At 69.6% G+C, this 15,835-nt stretch carries 13 protein-coding genes and 2 pseudogenes; 13 read left to right on the top strand and 2 right to left on the bottom strand.

Annotated features, from left to right (window positions below):
• Positions 1-13: 13 nt before the first annotated feature.
• Positions 14-1,062: pseudogene (locus tag MTF65_RS04625) on the bottom strand (sugar ABC transporter substrate-binding protein).
• Between the two features lie 395 nt (positions 1,063-1,457).
• Here MTF65_RS04625 and MTF65_RS04620 point away from each other — a divergent pair.
• From MTF65_RS04620 to MTF65_RS04575, 10 genes are all read left to right on the top strand, one after another.
• Positions 1,458-2,309, top strand: a complete 852-nt coding sequence (locus tag MTF65_RS04620) for a fumarylacetoacetate hydrolase family protein (protein ID WP_243626896.1) — start codon at positions 1,458-1,460, stop codon at positions 2,307-2,309.
• Between the two features lie 14 nt (positions 2,310-2,323).
• Positions 2,324-3,661, top strand: coding sequence for an L-fuconate dehydratase (locus MTF65_RS04615; RefSeq protein ID WP_243626895.1), 1,338 nt, complete (start codon positions 2,324-2,326; stop codon positions 3,659-3,661).
• Positions 3,658-4,434, top strand: coding sequence for an SDR family NAD(P)-dependent oxidoreductase (locus tag MTF65_RS04610; protein ID WP_243626894.1), 777 nt, complete (start codon positions 3,658-3,660; stop codon positions 4,432-4,434). Before MTF65_RS04615 ends, MTF65_RS04610 begins: the two co-directional genes overlap by 4 nt.
• The gene (locus MTF65_RS04605) at positions 4,431-5,456 is read left to right on the top strand and encodes an aldo/keto reductase (RefSeq protein WP_243626893.1); all 1,026 of its coding nucleotides are present in this window, start codon (positions 4,431-4,433) and stop codon (positions 5,454-5,456) included. The genes MTF65_RS04610 and MTF65_RS04605 overlap by 4 nt, the downstream gene beginning before the upstream one ends.
• The gene (locus MTF65_RS04600; RefSeq protein WP_243626892.1) at positions 5,453-5,764 is read left to right on the top strand and encodes an L-rhamnose mutarotase; all 312 of its coding nucleotides are present in this window, start codon (positions 5,453-5,455) and stop codon (positions 5,762-5,764) included. The genes MTF65_RS04605 and MTF65_RS04600 overlap by 4 nt, the downstream gene beginning before the upstream one ends.
• Complete coding sequence (locus MTF65_RS04595) at positions 5,761-6,669, top strand: amidohydrolase (RefSeq protein WP_243626891.1); 909 nt, start codon at positions 5,761-5,763, stop codon at positions 6,667-6,669. Before MTF65_RS04600 ends, MTF65_RS04595 begins: the two co-directional genes overlap by 4 nt.
• Positions 6,660-7,400: a (Fe-S)-binding protein gene (locus MTF65_RS04590; RefSeq protein ID WP_243626890.1), complete on the top strand. Its 741-nt coding sequence runs from the start codon at positions 6,660-6,662 to the stop codon at positions 7,398-7,400. Before MTF65_RS04595 ends, MTF65_RS04590 begins: the two co-directional genes overlap by 10 nt.
• Positions 7,397-8,911, top strand: a complete 1,515-nt coding sequence (locus tag MTF65_RS04585; protein WP_243626889.1) for a LutB/LldF family L-lactate oxidation iron-sulfur protein — start codon at positions 7,397-7,399, stop codon at positions 8,909-8,911. The genes MTF65_RS04590 and MTF65_RS04585 overlap by 4 nt, the downstream gene beginning before the upstream one ends.
• Complete coding sequence (locus tag MTF65_RS04580; RefSeq protein ID WP_243626888.1) at positions 8,908-9,543, top strand: LUD domain-containing protein; 636 nt, start codon at positions 8,908-8,910, stop codon at positions 9,541-9,543. Before MTF65_RS04585 ends, MTF65_RS04580 begins: the two co-directional genes overlap by 4 nt.
• An 80-nt stretch (positions 9,544-9,623) precedes the next feature.
• Positions 9,624-11,420, top strand: coding sequence for an alpha-L-fucosidase (locus MTF65_RS04575; RefSeq protein ID WP_243626887.1), 1,797 nt, complete (start codon positions 9,624-9,626; stop codon positions 11,418-11,420).
• Positions 11,421-11,595: 175 nt separating this feature from the next.
• Here the strand turns inward: MTF65_RS04575 and MTF65_RS30440 are convergent.
• Positions 11,596-11,804 (bottom strand): annotated as a pseudogene (locus MTF65_RS30440) (hypothetical protein); the annotation flags it as partial.
• Positions 11,805-12,138: 334 nt separating this feature from the next.
• On the opposite strand from MTF65_RS30440, the gene MTF65_RS04565 reads away from it, so the two are divergent.
• From MTF65_RS04565 to MTF65_RS04555, 3 genes are read left to right on the top strand one after another with little or no spacing between them, the layout of a single operon-like run.
• Positions 12,139-13,815 (top strand): extracellular solute-binding protein, encoded by a 1,677-nt coding sequence (locus tag MTF65_RS04565; protein ID WP_243626886.1) that lies wholly within the window; start codon positions 12,139-12,141, stop codon positions 13,813-13,815.
• Complete coding sequence (locus MTF65_RS04560; protein WP_243626885.1) at positions 13,815-14,867, top strand: sugar ABC transporter permease; 1,053 nt, start codon at positions 13,815-13,817, stop codon at positions 14,865-14,867. Before MTF65_RS04565 ends, MTF65_RS04560 begins: the two co-directional genes overlap by 1 nt.
• Complete coding sequence (locus MTF65_RS04555; RefSeq protein ID WP_243626884.1) at positions 14,864-15,790, top strand: carbohydrate ABC transporter permease; 927 nt, start codon at positions 14,864-14,866, stop codon at positions 15,788-15,790. The genes MTF65_RS04560 and MTF65_RS04555 overlap by 4 nt, the downstream gene beginning before the upstream one ends.
• The last annotated feature ends 45 nt before the right edge of the window (positions 15,791-15,835 follow it).

The raw sequence follows: 15,835 nt of genomic DNA, 5'->3' as shown, positions 1-15,835 counted from the left end.
GGCCCGCCGGTCATCAGCCGACGTTGTTGCCCCACAGGGTCGTGTCGTCGACGTTGTCCTTGGTGACCAGCGGAGCGGGGAGCTGGTCCTCCAGGCCGTTCGGCAGCTTGATGATGGTGGAGCCGTGGTCGGTCGCACCCGGCTGGAAGGTCTTGCCCTCGGCGGCGGCCTTGGCGTAGTACAGCGCGTACTTGGCGTAGAGGTCGGCGGGCTGGGAGACGGTGGCGTCGATCTGGCCCTTGCGGATGGCCTCGAACTCCTGCGGGATGCCGTCGTTGGAGACGATGCTGATGTGGCCCTCCTGCCCGGCGGGCTTGAGCAGGCCCTTCTGCTCCAGCAGGGCAGAGTGGGCTGCAGGAAGACACCGCCCGCCTGCATGTAGATGCCGTTCAGGTCCGGGTGCTGCGCGAGGAGGCTCTGCAGTTTGGCGGAGGCCACGTCGCCCTTCCAGTCGGTGGGCAGCTCGAAGACCTCGATCTTCGGGAACTTCGTCTTCATGCACTCCGCGAACGCCTCTGAGCGGTCGCGACCGTTGATGGAGTCAAGGGCGCCCTGGAACTCTGCGACCTTGCCCTGGCCGCCCAGCTGCTTGCCGAGGAACTCGCACGCCTTGGTGCCGTACGCCCTGTTGTCGGCTCGGACCACCATGTAGACAGTGCCCTTGTCGGGTCTGGTGTCGACGCTGACCACCGGGATCTTCTTCGACGCGAGGGTCTCCAGGGTGGAGGCGATGGCACCGGTGTCCTGGGGTGCCATGACGACGGCCTTGGCGCCCGTGTTCTGGAACACCTGCACGTTGGCGACCAGCTTGGTGACGTCGTTCTGCGAGTTGCTCAGCGGCAGCGCGTTGATGCCTTCGGTCTTGATGCCGTTCTTCAGGTACTGCGCGTAGGAGTTCCAGAAGTCGGAGTCGGAGCGGGGCAGGTCGATGCCGATGGCGGACTTGTCGCCGCCCGAGGCGGCCGCGCCGGGGCTCTCGCGGTTGCACGCGGTAGCGAGGGCCAGCACCGCGAGGACGGCGGTGGCGGCTGCGGCGGTGGAGCGGGTGCGAGTGGGCTTCATGGCCGTGTTCTCTCCTTAGCCAGGGGCGCGGGGCCGCAGGGCGACGGTGGGAGGGGGGCGTATGTGCCCTGCGGAAGGCGGCGGGGGCGCCGGACTGGCGCACCGAATGATCCGGCCATTCCTCCGATGTATCGTGGACGGGACGTTACGACGACGTTGCCGACGTTGACAAGAGCCCACGACCGGCTGACTCCGTTTGACCCCCACGATGTCCGACAGCGCGGGCAACGGCGGTTCGGGAGACGTGCCCCGGGCGGCTCCGGAAGAGTCGCCCTTTGAGGGCGTCTGCGCGTAACGGCGGGGAAATACATCCGAGGAATCCATTGTGAGCCGCGATCTACGCGTCTAAGGTCGCTGTGGCGCGCGATACATCCGATGACTGAGGGAGCTGCCCGGTGAAACTGCTACGCGTCGGATCCCCAGGTGAAGAGCGGCCCGCGGTACGCATCGACGGCGGGCGGCTGCTGGACCTGTCCTCCGTGACCCGGGACATCGACGGTGTCTTCCTCGCCTCCGGGGGGATCGACCGGGCCCGTGCGGCGGTCTCGGCGGGGAAGCTGCCTGAACTGGACCGGGACGGGCTGCGCATCGGGGCGCCCGTCACCCGCCCGGGCAAGGTCGTCTGCGTCGGCCTGAACTACCGCGATCATGCCGCCGAGACCGGCGCGGCGATTCCCGCGTGTCCGGTGGTGTTCATGAAGGACCCGGGCACGGTGGTCGGCCCGTACGACGCGGTGCTGATCCCCCGTGGATCGGTGAAGACCGACTGGGAGGTCGAACTCGCGGTCGTCATCGGTCGCCGGGCGCGCTACCTGGACGGACCGGATGCCGCGCGGGCCGTGATCGCGGGGTACACGATCAGCCACGACGTATCGGAGCGGGAATTCCAGCTGGAGTACTCATCGCAGTGGGACCTGGGCAAGTCCTGCGAGACCTTCAACCCGCTCGGCCCGTGGCTGGTCACCGCCGACGAGGCGGGCGACCCGCAGGACCTCGGCCTGTACCTGAGCGTCAACGGTGTGAAGCGGCAGGACGGTCACACCAACAGCATGATCTTCACGGTCGACCACATCGTGTGGTACCTGAGCCAGTACATGGTCCTGGAACCGGGCGACGTGATCAACACCGGTACGCCCGCGGGCGTGGCTCTGGGTCTTCCGGGCACTCCCTTCCTGCGCCCCGGCGACACGGTCGAGCTCTCCATCGACGGCCTCGGCAGCCAGCGCCAGACCTTCACCCAAGCGTGAAAGGCAGCACCACCGTGACTCCAACCTCCGCCCGGATCACCGCCGTCGACACCTACGACGTCCGCTTCCCCACCTCGCGGGAACTGGACGGCTCCGACGCGATGAACCCGGACCCCGACTACTCCGCCGCCTATGTCGTCCTGCGCACCGACGCGGGCGACGGACACGAAGGACACGGCTTCACCTTCACCATCGGACGCGGCAACGACGTCCAGGTCGCCGCGATCGACGCACTGCGGCCCCATGTCATGGGCCGCTCCGTGTCGGAGCTGTGCGCCGATCCGGGATCGGTCAGCCGGGATCTTGTCGGGGACAGTCAGCTGCGCTGGCTCGGCCCCGAGAAGGGCGTGATGCACATGGCGATCGGCGCCGTGGTCAACGCCGTGTGGGACCTGGCAGCCAAGCGGGAGGGCAAGCCGCTGTGGCGGCTGCTCGCCCACGCCTCGCCGGAGTGGCTGGTCTCCCAGGTCGACTTCCGCTACATCGCCGACGCCCTCACCCCCGAGGACGCCCTCACGCTCCTCCATGAAGGCCGCACGGGGCTCGCGCAACGCGAGGCAACCCTGCTGGAGCGCGGATATCCCGGCTACACCACCTCCCCGGGCTGGCTCGGCTACACCGACGACAAGCTCACCCGGCTGGCCAAGCAAGCCGTGGCCGATGGCTTCACGCAGATCAAGCTCAAGGTCGGCGCCGACATGAGCGACGACATCCGGCGGCTGCGCACCGCCCGTGCCGCCGTCGGTGACGGCATCCGCATCGCCATCGACGCCAATCAGCGGTGGAACGTGGCCGAGGCGATCACGTGGACCAACGCGCTCGCCGGGTTCGACCCGTACTGGATCGAGGAGCCGACCAGCCCCGACGACATCCTCGGCCACGCGGCCGTACGGCAGGCCGTCGCCCCCGTGAAGGTGGCCACCGGCGAGCACGTGCAGAACCGGATCGTCTTCAAGCAGCTCCTCCAGGCCGGCGCCATCGACGTCCTCCAGATCGATGCGGCGCGGGTCGGCGGCGTCAACGAGAACCTCGCGATCCTGCTGCTCGCCGCGAAGTTCGGGGTGCCGGTGTGCCCGCACGCCGGCGGAGTGGGGCTGTGCGAGCTGGTGCAGCACCTGTCGATGTTCGACTACCTGGTCCTCTCGGGAACCACCGAGAACCGCGTCATCGAGTACGTCGATCACCTCCACCAGCACTTCATCGATCCGGTGGTGATCCGGGACGGCCACTACACCGCGCCGCTCGCCCCCGGCTTCTCCGCCACCATGCGTGCGGAGTCCATCGCCGAGTACCTCTACCCGGACGGCAGGTTCTGGGTGGCCGACCGCGCCGCGCAGGAGGAAGTGTCATGACCGAACCAACCGAACCAACCGAACTGACCGGCCTCAGGGCTCTCGTCACGGGCGGCGCGTCCGGTATCGGGCTCGCCACGGCCCGCGCGCTGGCGGCGCGGGGCGCGGCCGTCGCCGTACTCGACCTTGATCCGGAAGGCGTACCCGAACCGCTGCTCGGCCTCAAGGCCGACGTCGGCGACGACGCCTCCGTACGCGCCGCCGTGGAGGAGGCGGCCGCGCGGCTCGGCGGCATCGACATCCTCGTCAACAACGCGGGCATCGGCGCCGCCGGCACCGTCGAGGACAACCCCGACGAACAGTGGCACCGCGTCCTGGACGTCAACGTCCTCGGCATGGTCCGCACCACCCGCGCCGCCCTGCCCCACCTGCGCCGGTCCGCGCACGCGTCCGTGGTCAACACCTGCTCCATCGCGGCCACCGCCGGACTGCCGCAGCGCGCCCTGTACTCCGCCAGCAAGGGCGCCGTGCTGTCCCTCACCCTGGCCATGGCCGCAGACCACCTCGGTGAGGGCATCCGCGTCAACTGCGTCAACCCCGGCACCGCCGACACCCCGTGGGTGGCCCGGCTGCTCGACGCCGCCGACGACCCCGAGGCCGAACGGGCCGCACTGGGCGCCCGCCAGCCCATGGGCCGTCTGGTGACCGCCGACGAGGTGGCGGCCGCCATCGTCTACCTGGCCGGTCCGGCCGCGGCGTCCGTCACCGGCACCGCGCTCGCGGTGGACGGCGGCATGCAGGGACTGCGGCAGCGCCCGGCGGCCCGGTCGTGAGGACCAGCAGGCTGGGCGGCAGCGCGGTACCGGTCTCGGAGCTCGCCCTGGGCTGCGCGGCCCTCGGCAACCTCTACCACCCGGTCACCGACGAGGCCGCCCACGCCACGGTGGACGCGGCGTGGGACGCCGGCGTGCGCACCTTCGACACCGCCCCCCACTACGGACTGGGCCTGTCGGAACGGCGGCTCGGCGCCGCCCTGCGCGACCGCCCCCGCGACACCTACACCCTCTCCACGAAGGTGGGCCGGCTCCTCGTGCCGAGCCCGCAGGGCGGCCCGGGGAGCGGCCCCGAGGACGACCTCGCCCACGGCTTCGCCGTCCCGGCCATCCACCGCCGGGTCTGGGACTTCAGCGCCGACGGAGTGCTGCGCTCCCTGGAGGCGAGCCTGGAACGCCTCGGCCTCGACCGCGTCGACATCGCCCTGCTGCACGACCCGGACGACCACGCCGAGCAGGCGCTGCGCGAGGCGTACCCGGCCCTGGAGCGGCTACGTCGCGAAGGTGTGGTCGGGGCGATCGGCATCGGCATGAACCAGTCCGCCCTGCCCGCCCGCTTCCTGCGCGAGACCGACATCGACGTGGTGCTCCTGGCCGGCCGCTACACCCTCCTGGAACAGGACGGGCTCACCGGACTGCTCCCGGAGGCGGCCGCCCGCGGCCGCAGCGTCGTCATCGGCGGAGTGTTCAACTCCGGACTGTTGACCGCCCCCCGGCCGGGCGCCACCTACGACTACGGGCCGGCCCCGCAGCCGGTGCTCGACAGGGCACTGCGGCTGCAGGCGCTCACCGAGCGCCACGGCGTGCCGTTGCGGGCCGCCGCGCAGCGCTTCCCGTTCGGCCATCCGTCCGTGGCGAGCGTCCTGACCGGTGCCCGTTCCCCCGAGGAGGTGCGCGACGCCGTGGAGCAGCTGCGGCGCCCGATCCCGGACGCGCTGTGGGACGAGCTGCGCGCCGAGGGCCTGCTGGACCCGGACACCCCCGTCCCCACAGTCATGCTGTCGCCGAAGGAGCCGTCGTGAAGGTCGCCCTGCACACCAAGGTCCGCGCCGACCGCATCGAGGAGTACGACGCCGCGCACCGGCAGGTGCCCGAGGAGCTGACCGCCGCCATCCGCGCCGCGGGGGTGAGCGAGTGGACGATCTGGCGCAGCGGCACCGACCTGTTCCACGTACTGGAGGTCCAGGACTACCAGGCGATGATCACCGAACTGGAGAAGCTGCCGGTCAACATCGCCTGGCAGGCGCGGATGGCCGAGCTGCTGGACGTCGTCCACGACTACTCCGCGCAGGGCGCGGACGCCTCGCTGCCGGTGGTGTGGGAGCTGTGACCGGGGCGGACCACGGGCCGGGAATCGTGGACGCCCACCACCACGTGTGGGACCTGTCCGTCCGCGACCAGGACTGGATCACCGGGCCCGAACTCGCCCCACTGCGCCGAGACTTCACCCTTGCCGACCTGACACCGCAGGCCCGCGCGGCCGGCGTCACCGCCACCGTGCTGGTGCAGACGATCACCGTGCCGGAAGAGACCCCCGAGTTCCTGGCCATGGCCGCACGCAGCGACCTGGTCACCGGGGTCGTCGGCTGGACCGACCTCACCGCACCCGACGTCGACGACACGCTCGCCGGGCTGCGCGCCGGACCCGGCGGGGAGCACCTGGTGGGGATGCGCCACCAGGTGCAGGGCGAGCCGGACCCCCGCTGGCTCGTGCGCCCGGAGGTACTGCGCGGCCTGACCGCGATCGCCGGGGCGGGGCTCGTCTACGACCTCGTGGTGAAGCCGTACCAACTCGCGGCCGCCGCCGAGGCCGCGCAGCGCCTGCCCGGCCTCACCTTCGTCCTCGACCACCTCGGCAAGCCGCCCATCGCGTCCGGCGAACTCGCTCCCTGGGCGGAGCAGATCAGACGCCTCGCCGCCCTCCCCAACATCGTCTGCAAACTCTCGGGCATGGTCACCGAGGCCGACTGGGGCTCCTGGACGGTCGATGACCTGAGGCCGTACGCCGACACCGTCCTGGCCGCCTTCGGTCCCGGGCGGCTGATGTTCGGCTCCGACTGGCCCGTCTGCCGCCTCGCCGCCACCTACGCCGAAGTCGTCGCCGCCGCCGACGACATGACGGCCGAGCTCAGCCCGGCCGAGCGCCGCGAAGTCTTCACCGGCACGGCTGTGCGGACCTACGGCCTGACCCTCACGGCACCCCCGGACCCGCCCCAGGAAACCCCATGCGCATAGCCCTCTTCATCACGTGCTTCAACGACACGATGTTCCCCCGCACCGGCCGGGCGGTGACCGCACTGCTGGAACGCCTCGGCCACACCGTGGAGTTCCCGCAGGGCCAGACGTGCTGTGGCCAGATGCACTTCAACACCGGCTACCGGCCCGAGACCCTGCCCCTGGTGCGCCGCTTCGCCGAGGTCTTCGCGGGCTACGATGCCGTCGTCGCTCCCTCCGGGTCCTGCGCGGGCATGGTGCGCGAGCACCACCGGGTGGTGGCCGCCCAGTACGGGGACGCCACCCTCACCGAGGAGGTCGAGCGAGTGGCGCCGACGGTGTACGAGCTGTCGGAACTCCTCGTCGACGTCCTCGGCGTCACCGACGTCGGCGCGTACTTCCCGCACCGCGTCACCTACCACCCGACCTGCCACTCGCTGCGCATGCTCCGCGTCGGCGACCGGCCGCTCAGGCTGCTGCGCGCCGTGCAGGGCATCGACCTCGTCGAACTGCCCGCCGCCGAGACCTGCTGCGGCTTCGGCGGCACCTTCGCGCTGAAGAACGCGGACGTGTCCAACGCCATGCTCGCCGACAAGATGCGCCATGTCCTCGGCACCGGGGCCGAGTTCCTGTGCGCGGGCGACAACTCCTGTCTCACGCATATCGGCGGCGGCCTGTCCCGCCTGCGTACCGGCGTCGGCACGATGCACCTGGCCGAGATCCTGGCCTCCGCGGAAGGGGACGTACGGTGAGCGGCGCCGACAACGTCGTATGGCTGGGCACGCCGGCCTTCCCCCAGGCGGCGCGTACCGCGCTCGCGGACACCCAACTGCGGGCGAACCTGCGCCGGGCGACCGGCACCATCCGGGACAAGCGGCTGGCGGTCGCCGCCGAACTGGAGGACTGGGAGGAACTCCGGGAGACGGCCGCAGCCGTCAAACGTCACACCCTGCGCCACCTCGACCACCATCTCCTTCGCCTGGAGAAGGCGGTGACCGCCGCGGGCGGAGTGGTCCACTGGGCGGCGGACGCCGCCGAGGCCAACCGCATCGTCACCGACCTGGTGCGGGCAACGGGCGGCAGTGACGATGAAACGCGTGAGGTCGTCAAGGTCAAGTCGATGGCGACCCAGGAGATCGGCCTCAACGAGGCCCTCGCCGACGCAGGCATCCGCTCCTACGAGACCGATCTCGCCGAACTCATCGTGCAGTTGGGCCGCGATCGCCCGTCCCACATCCTGGTGCCGGCCATCCACCGCAATCGCTCCGAGATCCGGGAGATCTTCCGGCGGGAGATGGGGGAGTGGGGAAGGCCGGCTCCCGAAGGGCTCTCCGACGATCCCCGCGATCTCGCCGAGGCGGCCCGGCTCCACCTGCGGGAGAAGTTCCTGCGGGCCAAGGTGGCCGTCTCGGGTGCCAACTTCGCCGCCGCCGACACCGGAACGGTGGTGGTGGTGGAGTCGGAGGGCAACGGGCGGATGTGCCTGACCCTGCCCGAGACGCTGATCACCGTGATGGGCATCGAGAAGGTCCTGCCGTCCTTCGCCGACCTGGACGTCTTCCTCCAGCTCCTGCCCCGCTCCTCGACGGGCGAGCGCATGAACCCGTACACCTCCCTGTGGACCGGCGTCACCGAGGGCGACGGCCCCAGGAACTTCCACCTGGTCCTCCTCGACAACGGCCGCACCGCGACGCTGGCCGACGAGGTGGGCCGCCAGGCCCTCGCCTGCATCCGCTGCTCGGCGTGCCTGAACGTCTGCCCGGTGTACGAGCGCACGGGCGGCCACGCCTACGGATCCGTCTACCCCGGCCCGATAGGCGCCGTACTGACCCCGCAGCTCGTCGGCATCGAGAACGCGGCCTCCCTGCCCTTCGCCTCGACCCTCTGCGGCGCCTGCTACGACGCCTGCCCCGTGAAGATCGACATTCCCGAGGTGCTGGTCCATCTGCGCGCGGAGGCCGTGGAGGCCAAGCGCCGGGACCGGCTGCTGCCCACCCCCGAGGCGCTGGCCATGAAGGCCGCCGGCGCGGTCCTGGCGTCCCCGCGGAGGCTGGCGGCAGCCCAGCGACTCGCCGCCTTCGGAGCCCGGCTGGTGGCCCGTGACGGCCGGATCGGCGCCCTGCCGGGTCCGTTCGCCCGCTGGTCCGCCACCCGTGACACACCCGCGCCGGCCCAGGAGTCGCTGCGTGCCTGGTGGCGCCGTACGAGAACACCCACGAACGAGGACAGCCGTACGACGGCGGAGGGGAAGGGACGACGATGAACGGCCGTGAGACCGTCCTGAGCGCGGTGCGGGGAGCCCTGGCCGGGGTGCCCGGATCGGAGGACCCCGACGACATACCGCTCCCGGCCACTCCACGCTCCGACCACGCGGGACCGGACGTCGTCGGGCTGTTCGCCGAGCGCGCCGCCGAGTACCGCGCCACGGTGGTCCGCGTTCCGGCGGCCGATGCGGCGGCGGCGGTCGGGCGCGCGCTGGCCCGCACGGGAGCACGGTCCCTGGTGGTGCCGCCCGGGTTTCCCGAGGACCTGGTCCCGGAGGGGCCCTGGTCGCGGCTGGACGACGCTCCGCCGCTGACGGTGGGACAACTCGACGGGGCGGACGCCGTGGTCACCACTGTCGCCACCGCGATCGCCGTCACCGGCACGGTGATCCTCGACCACGGACCCGGCCAGGGGCGCAGGGCCCTCACCTTGTTGCCGGACCAGCACGTCTGCGTGGTCCGGGTGGACCAGATCGTCCCCGACGTGCCCGAGGCGCTGAGCCGGCTCGACCCCTGCCGGCCGCTCACGCTCATCTCCGGCCCCTCGGCCACCAGTGACATCGAGCTGGAGCGTGTCGAGGGCGTGCACGGGCCCAGGACCCTGGACATCGTCCTGGTGGTGGACGCATAGCGCCCGGTGCGGTGCCCCGTCACTCACTGAAACGTTTCGCCATCCCTAGTCCATGTCCATCCATTTCCAGGAGTCGAACGATGTCCTCCTCCCCCCTCAGCCGACGCTCCCTGATCAAGGCCGCTGCCCTCGCCGGCGGCGCCGCGGCGTTCGGTCTGCCGCAGGCCTTGTGGCCCGCCACCGCCCAGGCCTACACCGTCCCCTCGAAGCTGGACTGGTGGTACCAGGCCAGGTTCGGCATGTTCATCCACTTCGGGTCCTACTCCTACCGCGGCCACGGCGAGTGGGCGTTCTCCACCGAGAACTGGAACAAGGCCGACTACCAGACCCAGGTGACCACCCCGTTCAACCCGAGCAGTTTCAACGCCGCCACCATCGCCGAACTGGCCAGGAACGCCGGCATGAAGTACCTCGTGATCACCGCCAAGCACCACGAGGGCTATGCGATGTGGGACTCCAACGTCGCGGGCTTCACCGACACCACCGGCACCAAGCAGTACAACCTGCGCGACTACAACGGCTTCCAGCCCGACCTGCTGGCCCAGCTGAAGACCGAGTGCGAGAAGCGGGGCGTCAAGTTCGGGCTCTACTACTCGATCCTGGACTGGAGCCACCGCTCCCAGACCATCAACCGGGGCACCCTCTTCTCCGACATGTCCTCGCAGACCGCCCGCACCGCCTACATCAACGACATGAAGGCCCAGCTGCAGGAACTGCTGGACCGCTACGACCCGGCCGTCCTGTGGTTCGACGGCGACTGGTGCGGCAACCCGGCCGGCCCCACGCTCACCGACTGGTGGACCAAGGCCGACGGCGAGGACCTCTACAGCTGGCTGATGGCCCGCAGGCCCGGACTCGTCGTCAACGAACGTGTCAAGCGGGACCTCGGTCTGGGTGACTTCGCCTGCCCGGAGCAGACCGTGCCCGCCACGCCGCTGGACCGGCCGTGGGAGACCTGCGCCACCATGAACGGTCAGTGGGGCTACACCGACTGGGCCGAGAACAACTACAGGCCCGTGAAGGACATCATCCAGGAGATGGTCACGGTCGTCTCACGGGACGGCAACTACCTGCTCAACATCGGCCCCAAGGGGGACGGCACCGTGACCGCCGCGACGACGACCGTGCTGGGCGGGCTCGCCTCCTGGATGGCCACCCACGCCGACAGCATCCACGGTACCAGCGGCAGCCCCTTCGCGGCCGAGCCGTCCTGGGGCAGGATCACCAAGAAGAACGGCAAGCTCTTCGCCCACGTCTTCACGTGGCCGACGGGCGGCACCCTGCAGATCCCGGCGGTCCACAACACGATCAGCCGCGTCTACTTGATGAACAATCCCTCGGTTTCGCTCGCCTACACGGTCAGCGGCGGCCAGATCAACGTCAGCGTGCCGCCCACAGCGCCCGACGCGAGCGACTCCGTGGTCTGCGTGGAGGTGAGCGGCATGCCGGCGGTCCTCGCGGGCGGCGTCTACCGGCTGGTCAGCGCTCAGAACGGCAAGGCCCTCGACAACGGCAACATCACCGCCGAGGGCGGCCAGGTCATCCAGTGGACCCCCAACGGAGGCTCCCCGCAGCAGTGGACGGTCACCGACCTGGGCCACGGCTACTACAAACTGGTCTGTGCGCGCAGCGGAAAGGCACTCGACGACAACGGCAGTACCTCCGACGGCGCGGTGATGGCGCAGCGCACCGACAGCGGCGGTCAGGGGCAGCAGTGGGCGGTCACCGCGCTGGGCGGGGGTGCGTTCCGGCTCACCAACCGGCACAGCGGAAAGGTGCTGGACAACGGCTACGCGAGCGGGGACGGGAGCCCGGTCATCCAGTGGTCCGCCAACGGCGGCCCCGCGCAGAACTGGAACATCAGCAAGATCGGCTGAGCGTCCCGGGGTGGCGGGCACAAGCCACGCCACCCCGTCTCACGTGCTCTCATCGATGCGGACCTCAGACGGAGCAGGCGACGCGCGCGAGCCGCACCGGGCCGCGCAGTCCGAGACGGACGTCGTGCGCACCGGCAGCCGCGGTGACGGGGCGCTCACCGTGGCGTAGTCGTGGGGCCCGGCCGTACCCGGGGAAGGCGTGCAGGGCCTCTTGGCCGGTGCGGAACGCGGCGACGCCGAGCCGCTCCACGGCGGGCGCGAACTGGTGCAGGAATCCGATCTTCTCATCGAGGGCGAGCCGCGACAGAGGTCGTCGATGCGCTTCGCGAAAGGCAGTTGCGGATCGCGGAAAGGTGGTGGTGTGTGCGGCGAGTGTGCGGACACGTGGGATCCCCTTGAGAGGGAGCGGCGAATGCTTTCGAAGCGCTTCGATGCTCAGCAGACACCAGGGCGGGTGTCAAGAGATCAATGCCCTTTCAGCACCCTTACATCAAGCAGGACATACGGAGAGTTTCCCCTCCAGGCCTCCGGTGAATCTTGGAAGCGACCCTTGTGCGCCTATGGGTGTTCACTTAACCTCACTGCAACATCGAAGCGCTTCGACTGTCATCGCGTCGCAGTGGTTGGATGTCCGCTTCTGCTCCGTCAGTTCCAGTCACGACACCGCAGCCGACGGCCCCCCGCCGGGTGTTCAGGTGCGCCATGAAGGGTTGACGCAATGACACCGAATGCCGCCTCCTCCGGACCGAGCCGGAGAAGCTTTCTCGCCTCCACGGCGGTCGCCACCGCAGCGGTGGCCGGGGGAATGCCGCTGCTCACCGCCTGCGGCGGTTCGGGCAGCGGCGGGTCGCGAGAGGGCACCACGTCGGGCAAGGCCGCCGACAAGCTGCTCCCGACATACGTCGCCAGCACGCTCGCCAAGCCGGACCTTCCGTCGAAGAACGGTTCGTCGGCGGGCTACACCGCCAAGGTCGACCTCGCGGCCCTCGCCACCTCGGTCCCGGACAAGCTCGGCACCGGAGCCCCCTTCAAGATCATGTCCCCGCTCTGGGGCACCCCGCCGAAGGCCGGGTGCGCGTACTACGAGGCGGTCGACGCGGCGGCGGGCACCAAGGTCACCTGGCAGAACCAGGACGGCATCACCTACGGCGACAAGCTCGGCGCCGTCCTCGCCTCCAGCTCCGTACCCGACATGGTGGTCGTGGCCAACTGGCATCTGGTCGGCAAGATCGCGAACGCGGTCACCGCGAAGTTCATGGACCTCGGCCCCTACCTGGCGGGCGACAAGGTCAAGAAGTACCCGAACCTCGCCGCGATTCCGTCCGACGCCTGGCGCATGGGCATCTTCGGCGGCGCGCTGCGCGGCATCCCGATGTCCGCCGCTGCCGCGAACTTCATCGTGCCCTACTACCGCAAGGACCTCTTCGACAAGAAGGGATACTCCGTCCCCAAGTCGGCCGATGAGTTCCTCAGTTGGGCCAAGGACGCCACCAGCGCCAAGGCCAACGTGTACGCATGCGGTGACATGAGCTGGATCTCGGCCGGCCTCTTCGGCGTCCGCCCCTCCGGGACGCTCGGCTGGAACATCGGGGACGACGGCAAGCTGACCTACCGCATCGAGCAGCCCGAGTACCTCGAGGCCCTGGAGTGGAGCCGCAAGGTGTTCGACGCCGGCGTGGTCCATCCCGACGACAAGGCGCGCTCAGGCGACGCGGGCCAGCGGTTCACCTCCGGACAGATCCTGGTCTTCAACGGTGACATGTCCGCCTGGTACGTCAAGACCGCCGAACAGGCCCAGTCCAACCCGGACTTCCAGATCGAGGGCATGGACTACTTCGGCGCCGACGGCGGCAACCCCGCGCTGTGGTCGTCCCAACCCGCCACCATCTGGTCGCTGATCAGCAAGGGCGCCTCGAAGGAGGCCGTGGAGAACGCGCTGGCCGCCGCCAACTTCTCGGCCGCGCCCTACGGCACCAAGGAGCGGATGCTCGTCGACTACGGCGTGGAGGGTACCCACTACACCGTCAAGGACGGCGTCCCGGTCAAGAACGACCAGGGCAATTCCGAGGTGATCAACGCCTGGTCGATGCTGGCGACCCCGGCTCCCTACTACGCCCACCCCGACTTCCCCGACGTCGCCCGCAAGCAGGTCGAGTGGCAGCAGCGGATGGGGGCCTTCATGAAGAAGACGTCCACGTACGGCATGACCGTCGTCGAGCCCACCCAGTACGCCAACCTCGCCAGCCAGTTCGAGCAGCTGGAGATCGACTACGTGCGGGGCAACAGGAAGCTGTCCGACGTGCAGGCCGCCATCTCCACCTGGAGGTCCTCCGGCGGCGACAAGCTGCGCGACTGGTACAAGGAGCTCATCGACAAGAACGGCAGCGGCAACTGATGTCTCTCACGGCCGGGAGCAGGCGCGACGGGACTCGTCCCCCCGCGGCCGTCGAGGAGCCGACGGTCGCGGTCGCCACCGCGGGGGCGAAGGTGCGGGCGCCGCGCGGGACGAGCAAGGCCGGCAAGGTTCCGTTCGGGATCCGGCTGCGCCGCGACCGCGCGCTCATCCTGATGACCTTGCCCGTCATCGTCCTGCTCCTGCTCTTCAACTACGTCCCGCTGCTCGGCAACATCGTCGCCTTCCAGGACTACGATCCGTACGTCTCAAGCAACGGCATCACGGCGATCTTCCACAGCCCCTGGGTCGGCGTCGAGCAGTTCTCGCGAATGGTCGACGACCCGCTGTTCTGGAGCGCCACGAAGAACACCCTCGTCCTGTTCGCGCTCCAACTGGTGCTGTTCTTCCCGGTCCCCATCGCTCTCGCCCTGCTCATCAACAGCGTGATCCGGCCCCGGGCCCGGGCCGTGGCGCAGGCGATCATGTATCTGCCGCACTTCTTCTCGTGGGTCCTCGTGGTCACCGTGTTCCAGCAGATCTTCGGCGGCGCGGGCATCATCGCCCAGACCCTCCAGGACCACGGGTGGAGCGGCTTCGACCTGATGACCGACGCGGACCTCTTCAAGTACCTGGTCACCGCGCAGGCCGTGTGGAAGGACGCCGGCTGGGGGATCATCGTCTTCCTCGCCGCCCTGTCCGCCGTCAGCACCGACCTGTACGAGGCGGCAGCCATGGACGGCGCGGGGCGCTGGCGGCGCATGTGGCATGTGACGCTGCCCGCGCTGCGCCCGGTGATCGCGCTGCTGCTGGTGCTCAGGGTGGGCGACGCGCTGAGCGTCGGGTTCGAGCAGTTCCTGCTCCAGCGGGACGCGGTCGGCGCGGGGGCCAGCGAGGTCCTCGATACGTACGTATGGAACATGGGCATCCAGAACGGCGACTTCAGCTACGCGGCCGCGGTCGGCCTCGTCAAGGGCGCCATCGGAGTCTGCCTCGTCCTGGGCGCGAACAAGTTCGCGCACCTGCTCGGCGAGCAGGGGGTGTACAAGAAGTGAGCCTCAACACGCAGCTCATCCGCAGCCTCAAGGCTCCCGCCCGCCCCACGTGGGAGGAGCCGCCGAGCAAGGCAGGACTCACCGCCAAGAGCGGCTTCCTCCTGCTCTGCTGCCTGGGGGTGCTCGCTCCGCTGTGGATCGTGATCGTCACCAGCCTCTCTCCCAAACCCGTGATCGACCGGGTCGGCGGCCTCGTCGTGATTCCCCAGGGCATCACCTTCGTCAACTACACCGAGCTGCTCAGCGGCGGCCAGGTCAGCCGGGCGATCATGGTCTCGGTCGGTGTCACGCTCTTCGGCACCCTGTTCTCCATGACGGTTTCGGTGCTCGCGGCCTACGGGCTGTCCAGGCCGGGGAGTCTGGGGCACCGGTACTTCCTGATGACCATGATGGCCACCATGTTCTTCGGGGCCGGGCTCATTCCGACGTACCTTCTGGTGCAGTCGCTGGGCCTCACCGACAGCTACCTGTCGCTGATCCTGCCGAGCGCGGTCAGCATCTTCAACATCCTCGTCCTGCGGGCCTTCTTCATGGGGATCTCACCCGAACTCACCGAGTCCGCCCGCATTGACGGGGCCGGCGACCTGCGCATCCTGCTGACCATCATCATGCCGCTGTCGCGCGCGGTGCTGGCCGTCATCTCGCTGTTCTACGCGGTCGGCTACTGGAGTGCCTGGTTCAACGCCTCCCTCTACCTCACCGACCAGGAGATGATGCCGCTGCAGAACGTGCTCATCCAACTGGTCCAGAAGAACACCGAGGCGCCGACCGGCCTCCAGCAGGCGGTCCGCACCGGCCAACTCTCCGCCCTGGGGCTGCAGATGGCCGTCTTGGTCCTCGCGCTGATCCCCGTCGCGATCGCCTCCCCCTTCGTCCAGCAGCACTTCAAGAAGGGCATGCTCACCGGCGCCATCAAGGGCTGAAGCCCTATGGATCCCAGCTCGACTTCCCCCTTCGTAGCGACCGAG

Source organism: Streptomyces sp. APSN-46.1, assembly GCF_022815725.1.
In the GTDB taxonomy this organism is placed as follows: domain Bacteria; phylum Actinomycetota; class Actinomycetes; order Streptomycetales; family Streptomycetaceae; genus Streptomyces.
Note: the sequence above shows the minus strand (reverse complement) of the source record. Positions and strands in the feature narration are given on the sequence as shown.